General features: G+C 65.0%; 17 protein-coding genes and 1 tRNA gene. 3 read left to right on the forward strand and 15 right to left on the reverse strand.

The window, feature by feature from the left end:
- Positions 1–2: 2 nt before the first annotated feature.
- The 15 genes from nuoH to CFB43_RS12720 all read right to left on the reverse strand — a co-directional run bounded on the left by nuoH (position 3) and on the right by CFB43_RS12720 (position 15181).
- A complete protein-coding gene (nuoH, locus tag CFB43_RS12645) occupies positions 3–1070 on the reverse strand; it encodes an NADH-quinone oxidoreductase subunit NuoH (RefSeq protein ID WP_011352696.1) in 1068 nt (355 codons plus the stop codon).
- Entirely contained in the window at positions 1071–3401 is a 2331-nt protein-coding gene (gene nuoG / locus CFB43_RS12650; RefSeq protein ID WP_089495328.1) for an NADH-quinone oxidoreductase subunit NuoG, read from the reverse strand.
- Between the two features lie 82 nt (positions 3402–3483).
- Positions 3484–4794: an NADH-quinone oxidoreductase subunit NuoF gene (nuoF, locus tag CFB43_RS12655; protein ID WP_006478267.1), complete on the reverse strand. Its 1311-nt coding sequence runs from the start codon at positions 4792–4794 to the stop codon at positions 3484–3486.
- Entirely contained in the window at positions 4791–5276 is a 486-nt protein-coding gene (gene nuoE, locus CFB43_RS12660) for an NADH-quinone oxidoreductase subunit NuoE (protein WP_006750460.1), read from the reverse strand. Before nuoE ends, nuoF begins: the two co-directional genes overlap by 4 nt.
- Before the next feature lie 173 nt (positions 5277–5449).
- A complete protein-coding gene (locus tag CFB43_RS12665) occupies positions 5450–6703 on the reverse strand; it encodes an NADH-quinone oxidoreductase subunit D (protein ID WP_006478265.1) in 1254 nt (417 codons plus the stop codon).
- A 9-nt stretch (positions 6704–6712) separates the two neighbouring features.
- Positions 6713–7315: an NADH-quinone oxidoreductase subunit C gene (locus CFB43_RS12670; protein ID WP_043188849.1), complete on the reverse strand. Its 603-nt coding sequence runs from the start codon at positions 7313–7315 to the stop codon at positions 6713–6715.
- A gap of 21 nt (positions 7316–7336) precedes the next feature.
- Positions 7337–7816 (reverse strand): NuoB/complex I 20 kDa subunit family protein, encoded by a 480-nt coding sequence (locus tag CFB43_RS12675; RefSeq protein ID WP_006398799.1) that lies wholly within the window; start codon positions 7814–7816, stop codon positions 7337–7339.
- 62 nt (positions 7817–7878) lie between these two features.
- Positions 7879–8238 carry an NADH-quinone oxidoreductase subunit A gene (locus CFB43_RS12680; RefSeq protein ID WP_006398798.1) on the reverse strand — a complete coding sequence of 120 codons (360 nt, stop codon included), beginning with the start codon at positions 8236–8238 and terminating at the stop codon, positions 7879–7881.
- Positions 8239–8391: 153 nt separating this feature from the next.
- Positions 8392–8476: transfer RNA gene (locus CFB43_RS12685), tRNA-Leu, on the reverse strand.
- A gap of 112 nt (positions 8477–8588) precedes the next feature.
- Positions 8589–8966 (reverse strand): preprotein translocase subunit SecG, encoded by a 378-nt coding sequence (gene secG / locus CFB43_RS12690; RefSeq protein ID WP_011352700.1) that lies wholly within the window; start codon positions 8964–8966, stop codon positions 8589–8591.
- A gap of 72 nt (positions 8967–9038) precedes the next feature.
- A complete protein-coding gene (tpiA, locus tag CFB43_RS12695; RefSeq protein WP_089495329.1) occupies positions 9039–9794 on the reverse strand; it encodes a triose-phosphate isomerase in 756 nt (251 codons plus the stop codon).
- Between the two features lie 141 nt (positions 9795–9935).
- Entirely contained in the window at positions 9936–10955 is a 1020-nt protein-coding gene (locus CFB43_RS12700) for an NAD(P)H-quinone oxidoreductase (RefSeq protein ID WP_089495330.1), read from the reverse strand.
- A 151-nt stretch (positions 10956–11106) separates the two neighbouring features.
- Entirely contained in the window at positions 11107–13254 is a 2148-nt protein-coding gene (gene pnp, locus CFB43_RS12705) for a polyribonucleotide nucleotidyltransferase (RefSeq protein ID WP_089440667.1), read from the reverse strand.
- Positions 13255–13544: 290 nt separating this feature from the next.
- Entirely contained in the window at positions 13545–13814 is a 270-nt protein-coding gene (rpsO, locus tag CFB43_RS12715; RefSeq protein ID WP_006398792.1) for a 30S ribosomal protein S15, read from the reverse strand.
- A 107-nt stretch (positions 13815–13921) separates the two neighbouring features.
- Positions 13922–15181, reverse strand: coding sequence for a branched-chain amino acid ABC transporter substrate-binding protein (locus CFB43_RS12720; RefSeq protein WP_089495331.1), 1260 nt, complete (start codon positions 15179–15181; stop codon positions 13922–13924).
- 169 nt (positions 15182–15350) lie between these two features.
- Here CFB43_RS12720 and CFB43_RS12725 point away from each other — a divergent pair, with 169 nt between their 5' ends.
- The 3 genes from CFB43_RS12725 (at position 15351) to CFB43_RS12735 (ending at position 18475) form a co-directional block, all read left to right on the forward strand.
- Positions 15351–15863, forward strand: a complete 513-nt coding sequence (locus CFB43_RS12725) for a hypothetical protein (protein WP_069248473.1) — start codon at positions 15351–15353, stop codon at positions 15861–15863.
- A gap of 382 nt (positions 15864–16245) precedes the next feature.
- On the forward strand, positions 16246–16887 hold the full coding sequence (locus CFB43_RS12730; protein ID WP_089495332.1) for a carbonic anhydrase: 642 nt from the start codon (positions 16246–16248) through the stop codon (positions 16885–16887).
- 37 nt (positions 16888–16924) lie between these two features.
- On the forward strand, positions 16925–18475 hold the full coding sequence (locus CFB43_RS12735) for a SulP family inorganic anion transporter (protein WP_089495333.1): 1551 nt from the start codon (positions 16925–16927) through the stop codon (positions 18473–18475).
- Positions 18476–18524 lie beyond the last annotated feature (49 nt).

Consider the following 18524-nt stretch of genomic DNA (forward strand, 5'->3'; position numbering starts at 1 on the left):
GATTACTTCACCCAGATGTTGAGCGGCGACATCATCCAGAAGCCGACCACGACCACCCAGACCACCGTGACGGGCAGGAACACCTTCCAGCCCAAGCGCATGATCTGGTCGTAACGGAAACGCGGGAACGTCGCGCGAACCCAGATGAACACCGACAGCAGCGCGAATATCTTCAGCACCAGCCAGAAGATGCCCGGAATGAACGACAGGAATTCGAACGGTGCATCCCAGCCGCCGAGGAACAGCGTCGCGGTCAGCGCCGAGATCACGATCATGTTGATGTACTCGGCGAGGAAGAACAGCGCGAACGCCATGCCCGAGTAATCGATCATGTGACCGGCAACGATTTCCGACTCCCCTTCCACCACGTCGAACGGGTGGCGGTTCGTTTCGGCGATGCCCGAGATGAAGTACACGACGAACGCCGGCAGCAGCGGCAGCCAGTTCCACGACAGGAAGTTCACGCCGTGGCCCGCGAAGAAGCCGTGCTGCTGCGAACCGACGATTTCCGACAGGTTCAGGCTGCCGGCCGTCATCAGCACCAGCACCAGCGCGAAGCCCATCGAGATTTCGTACGACACCATCTGTGCCGCGGCGCGCATCGCGCCGAGGAACGCGTACTTCGAGTTCGATGCCCAGCCGGCGAGAATCACCGCGTACACGCCGATCGACGAGATCGCCATCGCGTACAGCAGGCCCGCGTTCACGTTCGCGAGGACCGCTTCGGCCTGGAACGGGATCACGGCCCACACGGCGAACGCCGGCACGACGGTCATCACCGGCGCGATCAGGTACAGCCAGCGGCTGGCGGCGCTCGGCTGAATGACTTCCTTCAGCAGCAGCTTCAGCACGTCGGCGATCGGCTGCAGCAAGCCGCCGGGGCCGACGCGGTTCGGGCCGAGACGCACGTGCATCCAGCCGATCAGCTTGCGTTCCCACAGAATCAGGTACGCGACGCACAGCAGGATGACGACGGAGACGACGAGGATGCGCACGATTGCCCACACCGTCGGCCATGCGAAGCCGAGAAGCTGGGACCCGCCCGCGTTGATCGTATCGAACAAGCTCATTTACGCCTTCTCCACCACCAGTTCACCGGACAGGCTGCCGAGCGCTGCGCCGGCAGGCGTCGCCGCCGACACGCGAACGACGGTCTCCGCAAGATTCGCGTCGCGCACGGCCGGCAACTGCACCGCACGCTCGCCCTGGCGCACGCGCACCGCGTCGCCTTCCTTCAAGCCCAGCTTGTCGAACAGCGCGGCCGGCAGCGCTGCGGCATTCGCCGCCTTCGCGGCGGCCGTCAGGTGCAGTGCCCCTGCGCGGCGCACGAGTGCGTCGGCGTGATAGATCGGCACATCGGCCAGGCGCTCGAAGCCGCCGTTCGCGGCATTCGCCGCGACGCGCACCGGCGCGACCGACGTCTGGTTCGACAGGCGGCTCGCGACGCCGGCGTCGCCGAGCGCGGCGAGACGCACTTCTTCCGCGGTCTCGTATTCGAAGTTCGGCAGGCCGAGCAGGCTGCCGAGCACGCGCAGCACCTTCCAGCCCGGACGCGTGTCGCCGAGCGGGCGCACGACGCCGTTGAAACTCTGCACGGTGCCTTCCGCATTCACGTATGTACCGGCCGTTTCCGTGAACGGCGCAACCGGCAGCAGCACGTCGGCGTAGTCGAGGCCGTGCTTGAACGGCGACATCACGACGACCATCTCGGCCTGGTTCAGCGCGGCAAGCGCCTGCGCCGGATCGGCGGTGTCGAATTCCGGCTCGACGTTCAGCAGCACGTACCCCTTGCGCGGCTGCTCGAACGCTTCGCGCGCGTTCAGGCCGCCTTCGCCCGGCAGTGCGCCGACGACGTGCGCGCCGACCGTGTTCGCCGCTTCCGTCAGGAAGCCGAACGTGGCGCCGGTGTTGTCGGCGATCCACTTGGCAACGGCGTGCAGCTTCGCGAATTCCGGATGGCGGACCGCGACGTTGCCGAACAGCACCGCGCGGCGTTCGCCGTTCGCGAGCGACTGGGCGACAGCCTGCGCGGCCGGCGATGCCGTGACGCCCGCGAGCGTGTCGGGCAGTGCGACGCCGCGCAGTTGCGCGACGGCCGCTGCGATGCCGGCCAGCTGGTCGAGCCATGCCGACGGTGCGGCAACGATGCGCTGCGCGGTCGGGATCAGGGCGTCGTCACCGGTTGCGTGCAGGAAATGCAGCTTCGCGCCGTTCTTCGCGGCCTGACGCAGGCGGGCGGCGAACAGCGGGTGGTCGCGGCGCAGGAACGAACCGACGACGAACGCGGCGTCCACGTTCGACAGGTCGGCGATCGGCATCCCGAGCCACGGTGCGCCCTGAACCGGCGCCGAGAAATCCTGCTGACGCAGACGGAAGTCGACGTTCGGCGTCTTCAGTTCGTTGGCGAGCTGCTTCACGAGGAACAGCTCTTCGGCCGTGCTGTGCGCGCTCGCGAGCATCGCCAGCGCGTTCGCGCCGTGATCCGCGGCGATGCCCTTCAGGCCCTTCGCGACGTATTCGAGTGCGGTCTGCCAGTCGGTCTCGATCCACTGGCCGCCCTGCTTCAGCATCGGCTTCGTCAGGCGCTCTTCGCTGTTGAGGCCTTCATACGAGAAGCGATCCTTGTCCGAGATCCAGCATTCGTTGATGGCTTCGTTCTCGAACGGCAGCACGCGCATCACGCGATTGTTCTTCACTTGAACGACGAGGTTCGCGCCGACGGAATCGTGCGGGCTCACCGACTTGCGGCGCGACAGTTCCCACGTACGGGCGCTGTAGCGGAACGGCTTGCTGGTCAGCGCGCCGACCGGGCACAGGTCGATCATGTTGCCCGACATTTCGGAATCGACCGTCTTGCCGACGAACGTCGTGATTTCCGAGTGCTCGCCGCGGCCCAGCATGCCGAACTCCATCACGCCGGCGATTTCCTGGCCGAAGCGGACGCAGCGCGTGCAGTGGATGCAGCGCGACATTTCTTCCATCGAGATCAGCGGGCCCACGTTCTTGTGGAACACCACGCGCTTCTCTTCCGCGTAACGCGACGACGACTTGCCGTAACCGACCGCCAGATCCTGCAGCTGGCATTCGCCGCCCTGATCGCAGATCGGGCAGTCGAGCGGGTGGTTGATGAGGAGGAATTCCATCACCGACTGCTGCGCCTTCACGGCCTTGTCGGATTGCGTATGGACGATCATGCCGGCCGACACGGGGGTCGCGCAGGCAGGCACGGCCTTCGGCATCTTCTCGACTTCGACGAGACACATCCGGCAGTTGGCCGCAACCGACAGTTTCTTGTGATAGCAGAAGTGAGGAATGTACTTGTCCGCCTTGTGCGCAGCCTGGATCACCATGCTGCCTTCGGGCACCTCGACCTTCTTGCCGTCTATTTCAAGTTCAACCATGATGGTGAATGGTCCTTAACCTATTTCCGCCCGTTCGCGCCTTCGCCCGACCGTGCGCTCAAATTCCGCAACCGGGTTCGCTTCAGGCTGCCGCCGCGTGCGCGTGGCCGCCGACCATGCAGTGCTTGTGCTCGACGTGGTACGCGAATTCGTCCCAGTAGTGCTTGAGCATCCCGCGTACCGGCATCGCCGCCGCATCGCCGAGCGCACAGATCGTGCGGCCCATGATGTTCTCGGCCACCGAGTTCAGCAGGTCCAGATCTTCCTGGCGGCCTTCGCCGTGCTCGATACGGTTCACGACGCGATACAGCCAGCCGGTGCCTTCACGGCACGGCGTGCACTGGCCGCACGATTCCTCGTAGTAGAAGTACGACAGGCGCAGCAGCGAGCGCACCATGCAGCGCGTCTCGTCCATCACGATCACCGCGCCGGACCCGAGCATCGAGCCCGCCTTCGCGATCGAATCGTAGTCGAGATCCGTCTGCATCATGATGTCGCCCGGGATCACCGGCGCCGACGAACCGCCTGGAATCACGGCCTTGATCTTCTTGCCGCCGCGCATCCCGCCGGCGAGCTCCATCAGCGTCGCGAACGGCGTGCCGAGCGGCACTTCATAGTTGCCAGGACGCTCGACGTCGCCCGACACCGAGAAAATCTTCGTGCCGCCGTTGTTCGGCTTGCCGATCTCGAGGTAATTCTGCGGCCCGATGGACAGCAGGAACGGCACCGCGGCGAACGTCTCGGTGTTGTTGATCGTGGTGGGCTTGCCGTACACGCCGAAGCTCGCCGGGAACGGCGGCTTGAAGCGCGGCTGGCCCTTCTTGCCTTCGAGCGACTCGAGCAGCGCCGTTTCCTCGCCGCAGATGTACGCGCCGTAACCGTGGTGCGCGTGCAGCTGGAATGAGAATTCCGAGCCCATGATGTTGTCGCCGAGGAACCCCGCGGCGCGCGCTTCATCGAGCGCGGCTTCGAAGCGTCGATACACTTCGAAGATTTCGCCGTGGATGTAGTTGTACCCGACGGTGATGCCCATCGCGTACGCGCCGATGGCCATGCCTTCGATCAGCGCGTGCGGGTTCCAGCGCAGGATGTCGCGATCCTTGAACGTGCCCGGCTCGCCTTCGTCCGAGTTGCAGACGAGGTACTTCTGCCCCGGGAACTGGCGCGGCATGAAGCTCCACTTCAGGCCGGTCGGGAAGCCCGCACCGCCACGGCCGCGCAGGCCCGACGCCTTGACGTCGGCGATCACCTGCTCGGGCGGAATCTTTTCTTCGAGAATGCGGCGCAGCTGCTTGTAGCCGCCGCGCGCGACGTAATCTTCGAGATGCCAGTTCTCGCCGTTCAGACCAGCGAGGATCAGCGGTTTGATGTGACGGTCGTGGAGGGACGTCATTTCGAGAGCTCCTCAAGCAGCTGGTCGATCTTCTCGCGGCTCATGAAGCTGCACATTCTGTGATTGTTCACCAGCAGCACCGGCGCATCGCCGCACGAGCCCATGCATTCGCCTTCCTTCAGCGTGAACTTGCCGTCGGGCGTGGTCTCGCCGAAGCCGATGCCCAGCTTCTGTTTCAGGTAGTCGGCAGTCGCTTCCGCGCCACCGTCCGGGCCGAGCTGGCACGGCAGGTTCGTGCAGAGCGTGATCTTGTGCTTGCCGACCGGGTTGAGCTCGTACATCGTGTAGAACGTCGCGACTTCCTGCACGGCAACGGCCGGCATGCCGAGATAGTCCGCGACGAACTGCATCAGTTCGGGCGACAGCCAGCCGTGCTCTTCCTGAGCAACGGCCAATGCCGACATCACGGCGGACTGTTTCTGATCGGCGGGATACTTCGTCAACGCTCGATCGATTTCCTTCAGGCCTTCAGCTGAGATCATTTTCAGACACGACTCTTTCAATTCCTACCGAACGAACAACCTGCCGCACACTGGGGTGCATGGACGGCAGACCTGGCGCTCACTCTGTTGACAGCTTGCGAAGCCGCGCCGGTTCAGCGCGCATCGCGTGTGACTTGCTGCTCGCCGCCCGCTCTCGCGGGCGGCGCTAACCATTAGCGATCGATTTCGCCGAACACGATGTCCTGCGTACCGATGATCGTGACGGCGTCGGCGATCATGTGACCGCGCGCCATTTCGTCGAGCGACGCCAGGTGCGCGAAACCCGGTGCGCGAATCTTGAGGCGATACGGCTTGTTGGCACCATCCGACACGAGGTAGATGCCGAACTCACCCTTCGGATGCTCGACCGCCGCGTACGCTTCGCCTTCCGGCACATGGAAACCTTCGGTGAAGAGCTTGAAGTGGTGAATCAAGTCTTCCATGTTGGTCTTCATGCCGACGCGCGACGGCGGTGCAACCTTGTGATTGTCCGTCATCACGGGGCCCGGATTCTTGCGGAGCCACTCAATACACTGTTTCGCGATGCGGATCGACTGGCGCATTTCTTCGACGCGCACCAGATAGCGGTCGTAGCAATCGCCGTTTACGCCGACCGGCACGTCGAAATCCATGCGATCGTACACTTCGTACGGCTGCTTCTTGCGCAGGTCCCAGGCGATACCCGAGCCGCGCAGCATCGGGCCCGTCAGGCCCATCTGCAGCGCACGTTCCGGGCTGACCACGCCGATCCCGACCAGACGCTGTTTCCAGATCCGGTTGTCGGTGAGCAGCGTTTCGTATTCGTCGACGCACTTCGGGAAGCGCGTGAAGAAGTCGTCGATGAAGTCGAGCACCGAGCCGCTGCGCGCTTCGTTCATCTTCGCGAGCGCCTTCTCGTTGCGAATCTTCGACGCCTTGTATTGCGGCATTGCGTCAGGCAGATCGCGATAGACGCCGCCCGGACGATAGTACGCCGCGTGCATCCGGGCGCCGGACACCGCTTCGTACACGTCCATCAGGTCTTCACGCTCGCGGAACGCGTACAGGAACACGGCCATCGCGCCAACGTCGAGCGCGTGCGCGCCGATCCACATCAGGTGGTTGAGCACGCGCGTGATTTCGTCGAACAGCACGCGAATGTACTGCGCGCGCTCCGGCACTTCGATGCCGAGCAGCTTTTCGATCGCGAGCACGTAGCCGTGCTCATTGACCATCATCGACACATAGTCGAGACGGTCCATGTACGGCACGGACTGGATGAACGTTTTGGATTCCGCGAGCTTTTCCGTCGCGCGGTGCAGCAGGCCGATGTGCGGATCGGCACGCTGGATGACTTCGCCGTCGAGCTCGAGCACGAGGCGCAGCACGCCGTGCGCTGCCGGGTGCTGCGGGCCGAAGTTGAGCGTGTAGTTCTTGATTTCTGCCATGACGCCCCCTTAATGTTTCAGACCGCCATAGCGATCCTCGCGGATCACGCGCGGCGTGATTTCGCGCGGCTCGATCGTCACCGGCTGGTACACGACCCGCTTCTCTTCCGGGTCGTAACGCATTTCGACATAGCCCGACACCGGGAAGTCCTTGCGGAACGGGTGGCCGATGAAGCCGTAGTCGGTGAGGATGCGGCGCAGGTCGGGGTGGCCTTCGAACACGATGCCGTACAGGTCGAACGCTTCGCGCTCGTACCAGTTCGCGGAGGTCCAGATGTCGACCAGCGATGCCACGATCGGCAGGTCGTCGTCCGGCGCGAATGCACGCAGGCGCAGGCGCCAGTTGTTCGTGACCGACAGCAGGTGCGACACGGCCGCGAAACGCGGGCCGTCGTAGGCGCCGTCGCCGAAGGTCTGGTAGTCGACGCCGCACAGGTCGATCAGTTGCTCGAAACGGAGCTTCGGATCGTCGCGCAGCATCTTTGCGACTTCGAGGTAATCGCTCGCCTTCACGACGAGCGTCAGTTCACCGATCGCTTCGGTGAGGCTCACCACGCGCGCGCCGAGCGCGGCTTCGAGGTTTGCCTTGAGGGTCTCGATTTTGCTTGCCATATTGAGGGGACGCTCGGGGCTTTATTGACGGGCGATGGTATTGGTGCGGCGGATCTTCGCCTGAAGCTGGATCACGCCGTAGACCAGCGCCTCGGCCGTGGGCGGACAGCCCGGCACGTAGACGTCGACCGGCACGATCCGGTCGCAGCCGCGGACCACCGAGTACGAGTAGTGGTAGTAGCCACCGCCGTTCGCGCACGACCCCATCGAGATCACCCAGCGCGGCTCGGCCATCTGGTCGTACACGCGGCGCAGCGCGGGCGCCATCTTGTTGCAGAGCGTGCCGGCGACGATCATCACGTCCGACTGGCGCGGGCTCGGGCGGAACACGACGCCGAACCGGTCCAGGTCGTAACGGGCCGCGCCCGCATGCATCATTTCGACGGCGCAACACGCGAGCCCGAACGTCATCGGCCACAGCGAGCCGGTACGCGTCCAGTTGATCAGCTTGTCAGCCGTCGTGGTGACAAACCCTTCCTTCAAGACCCCTTCGATACTCATTTGCTTTCCACTCCAGACGAGCGACCGAGCGTGGCCGCCCATGCAAACCGGCGATTAACCCATCACTCCCAGTCGAGGCCGCCTTTCTTCCAGATATAGGCAAAGCCCAGCAGGAATTCGAGCAGAAAAATCATCATTGCGATGAAACCCGGCCAGCCGATATCCCGGAGCGCGACGCCCCACGGAAACAGGAATGCGGTTTCGAGATCGAAGATGATGAACAGGATGGCGACGAGGTAGTACCGGACGTCGAATTTCATCCGGGCGTCTTCAAAGGCTTCGAAGCCGCACTCGTACGGTGCGTTCTTCTCGACGTCCGGCTTGTTGGGACCAAGGAGCTTGCCGATGCTGACCAGCGCTATACCTAAACCAGTGCCCACGAGGAGGAACAACAAGACGGGGTAATAGGCTGCGAGGTTCAAGGCAATCCTCTATCGGTTGGTTCTGAGCGTCCGGAGAATACCACTTCCGGCGGAAGGAATCATTTCGGAGTGCAGGCGATCGCAAGACAACCGCAAGCACACCCCAGAAATGAAAAATGCCAGCCACTAGAAGCGGCTGGCATTGAGTAACTTTGGTGCCGACGGCGAGACTCGAACTCGCACAGCTTTCGCCACTACCCCCTCAAGATAGCGTGTCTACCAATTTCACCACGTCGGCACTGCATGCAACCGGGGTTGTAACTACTTGTTTCCCGCGAATCGCTTCAAGAATTAAATTCTAACCCGACTTCGAGATTTGTTCAACGCACAATCGCAAAAAATTTAACTTTTTATTTCGGGACGTCCTGGCCCGGCGCGCTTGCAGCCGAACCTGCGGCAGCGGATGCCGCGACGGCCGGCGCCGATGCCGCAGGCGCCGATGCCGGTGCGGTCGCGACCCCACCCAGCACGCCCGCCGACGGCGTCGACTTGTACGAACCGAGGTACGTCAGCGCGAGCGTCGCGACGAAGAAGATCGTCGCGAGAATGCCCGTCGTACGCGACAGGAAGTTCGCCGAGCCCGTTGCACCAAACAGGCTGCCCGACGCGCCGCTGCCGAATGCAGCGCCCATGTCGGCACCCTTGCCGTGCTGCAACAGCACGAGACCAATCACACCCAGTGCAGACAGCACCTGCACCACAATAATCAGCGTCTTGAATAACAGCATCACACCCACCCGAATGGATCAGGCGACCGGACCGACCGGCCGCCGTCATGGTTCAATTCGATCTCGGACCGCTCAGCGCGCGGCCCGGCAGATCGCCAGGAAATCTTCCGCCTTCAGCGACGCGCCGCCGATCAGGCCACCGTCGATGTCCGGTTGCGCAAACAGCTCTTCCGCGTTGTCCGGCTTCACGCTGCCGCCGTACAGCACGGACACGTCCGCCGCACCCTTTGCCGCGAGACGCGCACGCAGGAACGCGTGCACGTCCTGCGCCTGCGCCGACGTCGCGCTCTTGCCCGTGCCGATCGCCCAGACCGGCTCGTACGCGACGACGATGCGCGCAGCCTCGTCGGCCGTCAGCACGGCCAGCACTGCGTCGAGCTGCGCGCCGACCACCTGCTCGGTCGCGCCCGACTCACGCTCGTCGAGCGTCTCGCCGACGCACACGACCGGCGTGAGCCCCGCCGCGAGCGCGCGCTGCGTCTTCGCCGCGACCGTCTCGTTGCGTTCGCCGTGATACGCGCGGCGCTCCGAGTGACCGACGATCGCATAGCGTGCGCCGAACTCCGCGACCATCGCAGCCGCGACTTCACCGGTGAACGCGCCCTGCTCGTGCGCCGACACGTCCTGCGCGCCCCAGGCAACACGGCCGCCGTCGAGCTGCGCCTGAACCTGCGCGAGATACGGGAACGGCACGCACACGCCGACCGACGTTTCGGCCGCCACCGCGCCCGCGCCCTGCACCACTTCGTTCAGCAACCCCTGGTTGCCGGCCAGCCGGCCGTGCATCTTCCAGTTGCCGATCACACGCTTAGTTCTCTGTTTCGACATCGTGTCTGTCTCGTCACCGCTTGGTCATTAACGCGCCGGAAACCGGCCGTCAGGTTTGATCTGGCGAAGCAAACCGGCGATTTTACTGCGCGCGGCTTGAACCGGTCAAACCGCGCATGTCAAGCCCGGCCGCATGGGCCGTCAGGCGTTCGTACCCCAATCGAGCACGATCTTGCCGGTGTGCTCGCTGCTTTCCATCAGCGCATGCGCCTGCGCGGCATCCGCCGCCGGCAATACGCGATAGATCACCGGCTTGATGCGGCCGTCGGCGAGCAGCGGCCACACGCGCGCCTTCAATTGCGCAGCGATCTGCGCCTTGAATTCGACCGGACGCGGGCGCAGCGTCGAACCCGTGATGGTCAGCCGGCGACGCAGGATCTCGCCCAGGTTGACGTCGGCCTTCGCGCCGCCGAGCAGCGCGATCAGCACGAGGCGCCCCCCATCCGCGAGCGCGGACAGTTCGCGCGGCACGTACGAGCCCGCCACCATGTCGAGGATCACGTCGACGCCGCGATCGTGCGTCAGCGACTTCACGACCTCGACGAAGTCTTCCGTCTTGTAGTTGATCGCACGCTCCGCGCCGAGCGCCTCGCACGCGCGGCACTTGTCGGCAGTACCGGCCGTCGCAAACACGCGAAAGCCGAGCGCATGCGCGATCTGGATCGCCGTCACGCCGATGCCGCTCGAGCCGCCCTGCACGAGCAGCGTTTCCTGCTCGCCGCCCTCGCCCGCGCCGAGCTGCGCGCGGTCGAATACGTTGCTCCACACCGTGAAAAACGTTTCGGGCAGCGACGCGGCCTCGATATCGGTGAGCCCGTCGGGCACCGGCAGGCATTGCGGCAGCGGCGCGACCGCATATTCCGCATAGCCGCCGCCCGCGAGCAGCGCACACACGCGATCGCCGAGCTTCAGGCCGAACGGGTTCTGAGCGGCGTCGGACAGGTCGCCGCCGACGATCTCGCCCGCGACCTCGAGGCCCGGCAGATCCGACGCACCCGGCGGCGGCGCATAGGCGCCCTTGCGCTGGAACACGTCGGGCCGGTTCACGCCGGAAGCCGCCACCTTGATCAGCACTTCGCCGCGCTTCGGTTCGGGGCGCGGACGCTCCGCAAGCTTCAGCACGTCGGGGGCGCCGAACTCGGTGATTTCGATGGCTTTCATGGTGAGGGTCGCTCCAGGATCAGGATCGGAATCGGATGGCGCGCCCGCACGCGGCACGGGCGCCTTGCGGCGCTGCTGCGCCGCACAACGATGCTACAGAAAAAACGGCCGGCACGCTTTCGCACTGCCGGCCGTTGATCCGCCTATCCGCTTACTGCTGCGGCGGCGTGTCCGACTGCGACGCTGCCGCCGCTTCGTTCAGCAGCGCCTTCGCCGACAAACGCACGCGACCCTTTTCGTCCGTCTGGATGACCTTGACCTTCACTTGCTGACCTTCCTTCAGGTAGTCGTTGATGTCCTTCACACGCTCGTTGACGATTTCCGAGATGTGCAGCAGGCCATCCTTGCCCGGCAGCAGGTTCACGATCGCGCCGAAATCGAGCAGCTTCAGAACCGTGCCTTCGTACACCTGACCGACTTCGATCTCGGCCGTGATCTGCTCGATGCGCTTCTTCGCTTCGGCCATGCCGTCGCTGTTCGTGCTCGCGATCGTCACGACGCCGTCGTCGGAGATGTCGATGGTCGTGCCGGTTTCTTCCGTCAGCGCGCGGATCACCGAACCGCCCTTGCCGATCACGTCGCGGATCTTTTCCGGGTTGATCTTGATCGTGATCATGCGCGGCGCGAATTCCGACAATTGCGTGTTCGCACCCGAAACCGCCGACGTCATCTTGCCGAGGATGTGCATGCGGCCTTCCTTCGCCTGCGCGAGCGCGACCTGCATGATTTCCTTCGTGATGCCCTGGATCTTGATGTCCATCTGCAGTGCCGTCACGCCTTGTTCCGTGCCGGCCACCTTGAAGTCCATGTCGCCGAGGTGATCTTCGTCGCCGAGGATGTCGGTCAGCACCGCGAACTTGTTGCCTTCGAGGATCAGGCCCATCGCGATACCCGCGACGTGCGCCTTCATCGGCACGCCGGCGTCCATCAGCGCGAGGCAGCCGCCGCACACCGATGCCATCGACGACGAACCGTTCGATTCGGTGATTTCCGACACGACGCGGATCGAGTAGCCGAATTCGTCGGCGCTCGGCAGGCACTTGACCAGTGCGCGCTTCGCGAGGCGGCCGTGGCCGATTTCGCGGCGCTTCGGCGAGCCGACGCGGCCCGTTTCGCCGGTCGCGAACGGGGGCATGTTGTAGTGGAGCATGAAGCGCTCGCGGTACTCGCCTTCGAGCGCGTCGATGATCTGCTCGTCACCCTTCGTGCCGAGCGTCGCGACGACCAGCGCCTGCGTCTCGCCGCGCGTGAACAGCGCCGAGCCGTGGGTACGCGGCAGCACGCCGGTGCGGATTTCGATCGGGCGCACGGTGCGCGTGTCGCGGCCGTCGATGCGCGGCTCGCCATTCAGGATCTGCGAACGGACGATCTTGGCTTCGATGTCGAACAGCACATTGCCGACCGTTGCCTTGTCGGCTGCGACCGTACCGGCTGCCTGCGCATCTTCCTCGAGCTTCGCCGAGGTTGCCGCGTAGACTTCCTTCAGCTTGGTCGAGCGTGCCTGCTTGTCGCGGAGCTGGTAAGCAGCGAGCAGGTCGTTCTGTGCCAGCTCGGTCACGCGTGCGATCAGCGCTTCGTTCTTCGGCGCCGGCTGCCAGTCCCATTCGGGCTTGCCGCCTTCGCGGACCAGTTCGTGGATCGCGTCGATCGCGACCTGCATTTGCTCGTGGCCGAACACCACGGCGCCCAGCATCACTTCTTCCGACAGCTGATCGGCTTCCGATTCGACCATCAGCACGGCACGCTCCGTACCTGCGACGACGAGGTCGAGGCTCGACGCCTTGATCTGGTCACGCGTCGGGTTCAGCACGTATGCGTTGTCGATGTAGGCCACGCGTGCGGCGCCGACCGGGCCGTTGAACGGCAGGCCCGACACGGCGAGCGCAGCCGATGCGCCGATCAGCGCGGGGATGTCCGCCGGGATTTCCGGGTTCACGGACAGCACGTGGATCACGACCTGGACTTCGTTGTAGAAGCCTTCCGGGAACAGCGGGCGCAGCGGACGGTCGATCAGGCGCGACGTCAGCGTCTCGTGCTCCGACGGACGGCCTTCGCGACGGAAGAAGCCGCCCGGGATCTTGCCGGCCGAGTAGGTCTTCTCGAGGTAGTCGACGGTCAGCGGGAAGAAATCCTGACCCGGCTTCGCCGACTTCGCGCCGACGACGGTTGCCAGCACGACGGTGTCTTCGACGTCGACGATCACGGCGCCGCTTGCCTGGCGAGCGACTTCACCGGTTTCGAGGCGCACCTTGTGCTGGCCCCACTGGAATTCCTTCACGACCTTGTTGAACATGGACATGGTTGCTCCTTTGAATTCATGCATTTCATTCGCCGCGCCGGCCATCCCGCGCGGCGGCGTCCCGACCGAATCACCCGGAGCAAGGTGTGTTTTTTATGCCATTCCAGCGCGGCGCTCATGCAGCGACGCGCTGGAATGACACAAATCCTGCCCCGGTATCAGTCGTTGCGGCAGCCCGGCACAACCGTGCCGGACAGCCTGCGGTGCGTGTGACGCTACGCACCGCGCAAAAACAAAATGCCTGTATCAGCGGACTGACACAGGCATCTTGCTGGCGGCAATCGCCTCGATTACTTACGCAGACCCAGCTTCTCGATCAGTGCGCGGTAACGGTCGGCATCCTTGCCCTTGAGGTAGTCGAGCAGCTTGCGGCGGCGGCTCACCATGCGCAGCAGACCGCGGCGGCTGTGGTGATCCTTCGCGTGGGTCTTGAAGTGACCCGTCAGTTCGACGATACGCGCGGTCAGCAGTGCGACCTGGACTTCGGGGCTGCCCGTGTCGTTGGTACCGCGGGCGAACTGAGCAACAACTTCCGACTTCTTGATATCTGCAACAGACATGTGATTTCCTTTCTAACTGAACAGGCGGACACGGAAGAATGGCCGTGCCGTGACTTACAACCGGCGCGCATTGTAGCACAACTCCGCGCCGTTCTTACCGCCTCCTGTCACGGGCGCGTCATCGAACAGGCGGACGGCATCTCCGTGCGCGGCGCCGGCACCGCGAGCACCGTCCGGAAACCGTAGCCCGAGCCCTCGTTGTCGAAGCGCACGCCCGGCGTGCCGACCTTATCCATCTCCATCACGTAAAGGGGCTGGATCAGCTGGTGATCCTGCGCGCGCATCTTCGATGCGTGGAAGCCGTCGTCGAACGACAGGCCCTCGAGCGCGCGTGCGACCGCGACGGGGTCGGCCGACCCCGCGCGATTCATCGCGGCGGCCAGCATCTCGATCATCAGGCTCATCCGTCGCACCGGATAGTCGTCCTGGGCGGCCGGAAAACGGCTCCGGAACGCGCGGTAGAACGCATCCGATTTCGCGCCGCCCGCGTTCGGGTGCCAGTCCGCCACGGCCACGACTCGTCCGACACCGGCATCGCCGAGCGCCGCCGGCGCGCCGAGGCTGTTGCCGTAGAAGGTATAGAACTTCGCATTCAACCCCTGCTCGCGTGCCGCCTTCACGAGCAGCGTGAGGTCGTTGCCCCAGTTGCCGGTCACGACGGCGTCGGCGCCGCTCGCGCGGATCTTCGCGATGTACGGCGAGAAATCCTTGATCCGGCCGATCGGGTGGAATTCGTCGCCGGCGATCGTCACCTCCGGACGCCGCGTGGCCAGCGCCTGTCGGGCGAGCGCGCTGACGTCGCGGCCGAAGCTGTAGTCCTGGTTGAGCAGGTAGACTTTGCGGAGCGCGCGGTCGCGCGCCATCACGTCCGCGAGCGCGGCCATCCGCATGCCCGCGTGCGCATCGAAACGGAAATGCCAGAAACTGCAGCGCGCACCGGTCAGCGCCGGATCGTCGGCCGAATAGTTGAGGAACAGCATCCGGTTGTCCGGATCGCGCGCGTTCAGCTTGTCGAGCGCCGCGACGAGCGCGGCGGCGACGGCCGAACTGTTGCCCTGCGTGACGAACCCGATATGGCGGTCCGCGGCCGCGCGCAACTGCACGAGCGCCTCCTCGGGGCTCCCTTTGCTGTCGAGCACCACCAGTTCGAGCGGATGCGCACCGTCGCGCAGCTTCACGCCGCCCGCCGCGTTGACCTGCTCGACGCCGAAGCGCAGGTTGCGTTCGACCGCCGCACCCGCATTCGCGAACGGGCCCGACATCCCTTCGATCAGCGCGATCCGCACCGGCTCGCCGCCGGCAAACGCCGACGACACCAGCATCCATCCCGCGCTCAACGCGAGCGCACAACGCTTCCACCCCTGCATCGGCCACCTGCCCTTCAATCTGCCCGAGAAGCGCGGATCATAGGCCGGCGCCCACGCCGCCCGCAAGCGCGACGCGCCCGGCGATCCGCACCGATTTTTTCCGCGCGATGCGCCGTCGCACGCCGTCCGTGATAAAACGGGACTTGTTTCCGTGTTCTGGAGAATCCCCATGCGCATTCGCATTTCCGCGCGCCTGCCGGTGCTGGTCGCCAGCGCCGCCGCGCTGCTGGCCGGTTGCGCGCAACCGTGGCAGCAATACCAGGCCGGCCAGGACGAGTCGGCGATCGTCGCACGCATGGGCCCGCCGCGCGAAATCTACGACCTGCCCGGCGGCGGCAAGCGCCTGATGTGGCCGACCCAGCCGATGGGCGAAATCACCATCGCGGCCGACGTCGACGCGGCCCACAAGATCGTCAACGTGCGCCAGGTCCTGCAGCCGAACGAGTTTTATCGCGCGGAGATCGGCAAGTGGACGAAGACCGACGTCCTCGTGAACTTCGGACGCCCCGTCGAGACGTCCTACTTCCCGCTGATGAAGCGCGAGGTGTGGACTTACCGGTATCTCGAGGACAACGTCTGGTACATGATGTACAGCTTCTACTTCGATCCGCAGGGCATCCTGCGCATCACGCAGAAAACGCCCGACCCGCTGCACGACCCCGACCGCCGCAACCTGTTCTGACCGATTACGCATTTACGCGCAATTTTCAGCATGGCCATTCACGAATCATTGCGTGAATGGCCATTTCCTTTTTTCCGCTTCCCGATTAATTCGGAAAATGCGACGGAAATCTTTTCCGATCGATGACATTCCGATGGCACCTCGCTGACATCCCCGTCATGCGGGCCTTTGCGCGGAAACAGGCATGCGCAGCGCATGTCATGCGGCGAATTGGTGCACGCCATGCACTACGCCAAATCAATTTGAAACAAATTGTTTCAGCACCCCCGAAGTGCTAGGGCATACCCCTAATATCAGTCGAAAACCAACCTTTCAATTTAGAAAGAATGCCATTGCGACATTTTTGCCGATATTCGTTTGCCTTTATCACAAAGGAGTCCTCATGAATCGCCCCAAGAGCATGCTGGTTGCCAACATCGCCTGGGCCCGCGAAACGCGTGAATACACGCCCGGCTTCTTCGACGCACTCGCGCGCGGCCAAAATCCGCGCGTGCTGTGGATCGGCTGCGCCGACAGCCGCGTGCCGGCCGAGACCATCACGCACTGCGCGCCCGGCGAGCTGTTCGTCCATCGCAACATCGCGAACCTGTTCCATCCCGACGACGACAATTCCGCCAGCGTCCTCGAGTACGCGGTGCGCGTGCTGCAGGTCGACCACGTGATCGTGTGCGGGCACTACGGATGCGGCGGCGTCCGCGCGTCGCTGCTGCCGCCGCCGTCCGACCTGCCGCACGTCGCGCGCCGCATCGCGCCGCTCTGCGCGCTCGCGCGGCGCAATCGCGACACACTGGACGGGCTCGACGACGCGGCCGCCGCCGACCGCCTCGCCGAACTCAACGTGCTCGAACAGGTGAGGCTGCTGCGCGCGTCCCCGATCGTGCAGGGCCGCGAGCGGCCGCCGCTCGTGCACGGCTGGATCTTTTCGCTCGCCGACGGCCGCCTGCAGGAACTCGATTCCGGCTACACCACGCCGCCCGCCGACGTCGAACCCGTGCAGGCCGCGACGGCCGGCGCGCTCGGCTGACCTACCCCGCCCCCAAGCCAATGAAATCGCCCCAACCATGAAACTGAACGAGCGCCTGTCCACCCTGCCGCGCGACATCGTCGCCGGCGTCGTCGTGTTCCTCGTCGCGCTGCCGCTGTGTCTCGGCATCGCCAATGCATCCGGCGTCGAACCGTTCGCCGGGCTCGTGTCCGGGATCGTCGGCGGCATCGTCGTCGCGCTGCTGAGCGGCTCGTCGCTGTCCGTCAGCGGGCCGGCCGCCGGCCTCGTCGTGATCGTCGTCGAAGGCATCGCGCAACTCGGCAGCTTCTCCGCGTTCCTGCTCGCGGTGCTGCTGTCCGGCGTGCTGCAATTCGGGTTCGGCATGCTGCGCGCCGGCCGCTTCGCCGCCTATGTGCCGTCGCCCGTCATCAAGGGCATGCTCGCCGCGATCGGCCTGCTGCTGATCGTGAAGCAGATTCCGTTCGCCTTCGGTATCGGCGGCTCGGCGGCGCAATCGTTTGCGAACTGGCCGGGCCTGCCGGTCGCGTGGGCCGCGACGGCCACCGCGCTCGCCTCGCTCGCGCTGCTGGTCGCGTGGGACACGCCCGCGCTGCGCCGCTTCGCGCTGGTGCGCGCGGTGCCGGCCCCGCTTGCGGTGGTCGTGCTGGGGATCGGCGCCACGCTCGTGTTGAGCGTCGTCGCGCCGTCCGTTGCGCCGGGCGCCGCCCATCGCGTGACGCTGCCCGAACTCGGATCGTTCGCGGCCTTTGCGGCGTCGCTCAAGCATGCGGAACTCGGCCCGAACTTCGCGCAGCTCGTCAATCCTGACGTGTGGCGGGTTGCGATCACGCTCGCGGTCGTCGCAAGCCTCGAGACGCTGCTGAGCCTCGAAGCGGTCGAGCAGATCGACCCGAAGCGCCGGCCGACCCAGCCTGACCGCGAACTCAAGGCCCAGGGCGTCGGCAATCTCGTCGCGGGCGCGGTCGGCGGATTGCCGATCACGTCGGTGATCGTGCGCAGCTCGGTGAACGTCAATGCGGGCGCGCAAAGCCGGATGTCGGCGATCGTGCACGGGATGCTGCTGCTCGCGAGCGTGTTCGCGCTCACCGGCCTGATCAACCTGATCCCGCTCGCGAGCCTGGCCGCGATCCTGATCCACACCGGCTTCAAGCTCGCGAAACCGGCGCTGTTCCGCTCGGTGATGAAACAGGGGCCGGCCGCATTCGTGCCGTTCGCCGCGACGATCGCCGGCGTGCTCGCGGTCGACCTGCTGTTCGGCATCGCGCTCGGCCTCGCCTGCAGCGTGCTGGCGGTCGCCGTCGCGAACCTGAAGAGCCCCGTCACGCTCGCGCAGCACGACGACCACTTCCTGCTGTCGTTCCGCAAGGACGTGTCGTTTCTCGGCAAGGTGCAGGTCAAGCATCACCTGCGGCACATTCCCGACCGGGCCGCGGTGATCATCGACGCGACGCGTGCCGACTATATCGATCACGACGTGCTCGAACTGCTCGACGCGTTCGTCGCCGATGCACCGCGACGCGGCATCGCGGTCGAGTTCCGGCGGCGCAGCCCGGCGCCGCGCACGGCCGCGCGCCGCTGGCTGTTCCGCGCGCCGGCCGCCGAATGAGCAGTGGATGAGTGGGTAAATGAAAAAACGCCCCGGCGGCGCAGGGCCG

Origin of the sequence: Burkholderia sp. AU15512, assembly GCF_002223325.1 — a bacterium.
Lineage (GTDB): Bacteria > Pseudomonadota > Gammaproteobacteria > Burkholderiales > Burkholderiaceae > Burkholderia.

What these genes read in the sequence shown, in the direction of transcription:
- CFB43_RS12700 (WP_089495330.1), bottom strand. Translation starts at nt 10,955, where the DNA reads ATGAAAGCCATCGAAATCACCGAGTTCGGCGCCCCCGACGTGCTGAAG.
- nuoF (WP_006478267.1), bottom strand. Translation starts at nt 4,794, where the DNA reads ATGACGTCCCTCCACGACCGTCACATCAAACCGCTGATCCTCGCTGGT.
- CFB43_RS12675 (WP_006398799.1), bottom strand. Translation starts at nt 7,816, where the DNA reads ATGAGTATCGAAGGGGTCTTGAAGGAAGGGTTTGTCACCACGACGGCT.
- CFB43_RS12665 (WP_006478265.1), bottom strand. Translation starts at nt 6,703, where the DNA reads ATGGCAGAAATCAAGAACTACACGCTCAACTTCGGCCCGCAGCACCCG.
- CFB43_RS12720 (WP_089495331.1), bottom strand. Translation starts at nt 15,181, where the DNA reads ATGCAGGGGTGGAAGCGTTGTGCGCTCGCGTTGAGCGCGGGATGGATG.
- nuoE (WP_006750460.1), bottom strand. Translation starts at nt 5,276, where the DNA reads ATGATCTCAGCTGAAGGCCTGAAGGAAATCGATCGAGCGTTGACGAAG.
- CFB43_RS12735 (WP_089495333.1), top strand. Translation starts at nt 16,925, where the DNA reads ATGAAACTGAACGAGCGCCTGTCCACCCTGCCGCGCGACATCGTCGCC.
- rpsO (WP_006398792.1), bottom strand. Translation starts at nt 13,814, where the DNA reads ATGTCTGTTGCAGATATCAAGAAGTCGGAAGTTGTTGCTCAGTTCGCC.
- CFB43_RS12725 (WP_069248473.1), top strand. Translation starts at nt 15,351, where the DNA reads ATGCGCATTCGCATTTCCGCGCGCCTGCCGGTGCTGGTCGCCAGCGCC.
- CFB43_RS12670 (WP_043188849.1), bottom strand. Translation starts at nt 7,315, where the DNA reads ATGGCAAGCAAAATCGAGACCCTCAAGGCAAACCTCGAAGCCGCGCTC.
- tpiA (WP_089495329.1), bottom strand. Translation starts at nt 9,794, where the DNA reads ATGTCGAAACAGAGAACTAAGCGTGTGATCGGCAACTGGAAGATGCAC.
- nuoG (WP_089495328.1), bottom strand. Translation starts at nt 3,401, where the DNA reads ATGGTTGAACTTGAAATAGACGGCAAGAAGGTCGAGGTGCCCGAAGGC.
- CFB43_RS12730 (WP_089495332.1), top strand. Translation starts at nt 16,246, where the DNA reads ATGAATCGCCCCAAGAGCATGCTGGTTGCCAACATCGCCTGGGCCCGC.
- nuoH (WP_011352696.1), bottom strand. Translation starts at nt 1,070, where the DNA reads ATGAGCTTGTTCGATACGATCAACGCGGGCGGGTCCCAGCTTCTCGGC.
- secG (WP_011352700.1), bottom strand. Translation starts at nt 8,966, where the DNA reads ATGCTGTTATTCAAGACGCTGATTATTGTGGTGCAGGTGCTGTCTGCA.
- pnp (WP_089440667.1), bottom strand. Translation starts at nt 13,254, where the DNA reads ATGTCCATGTTCAACAAGGTCGTGAAGGAATTCCAGTGGGGCCAGCAC.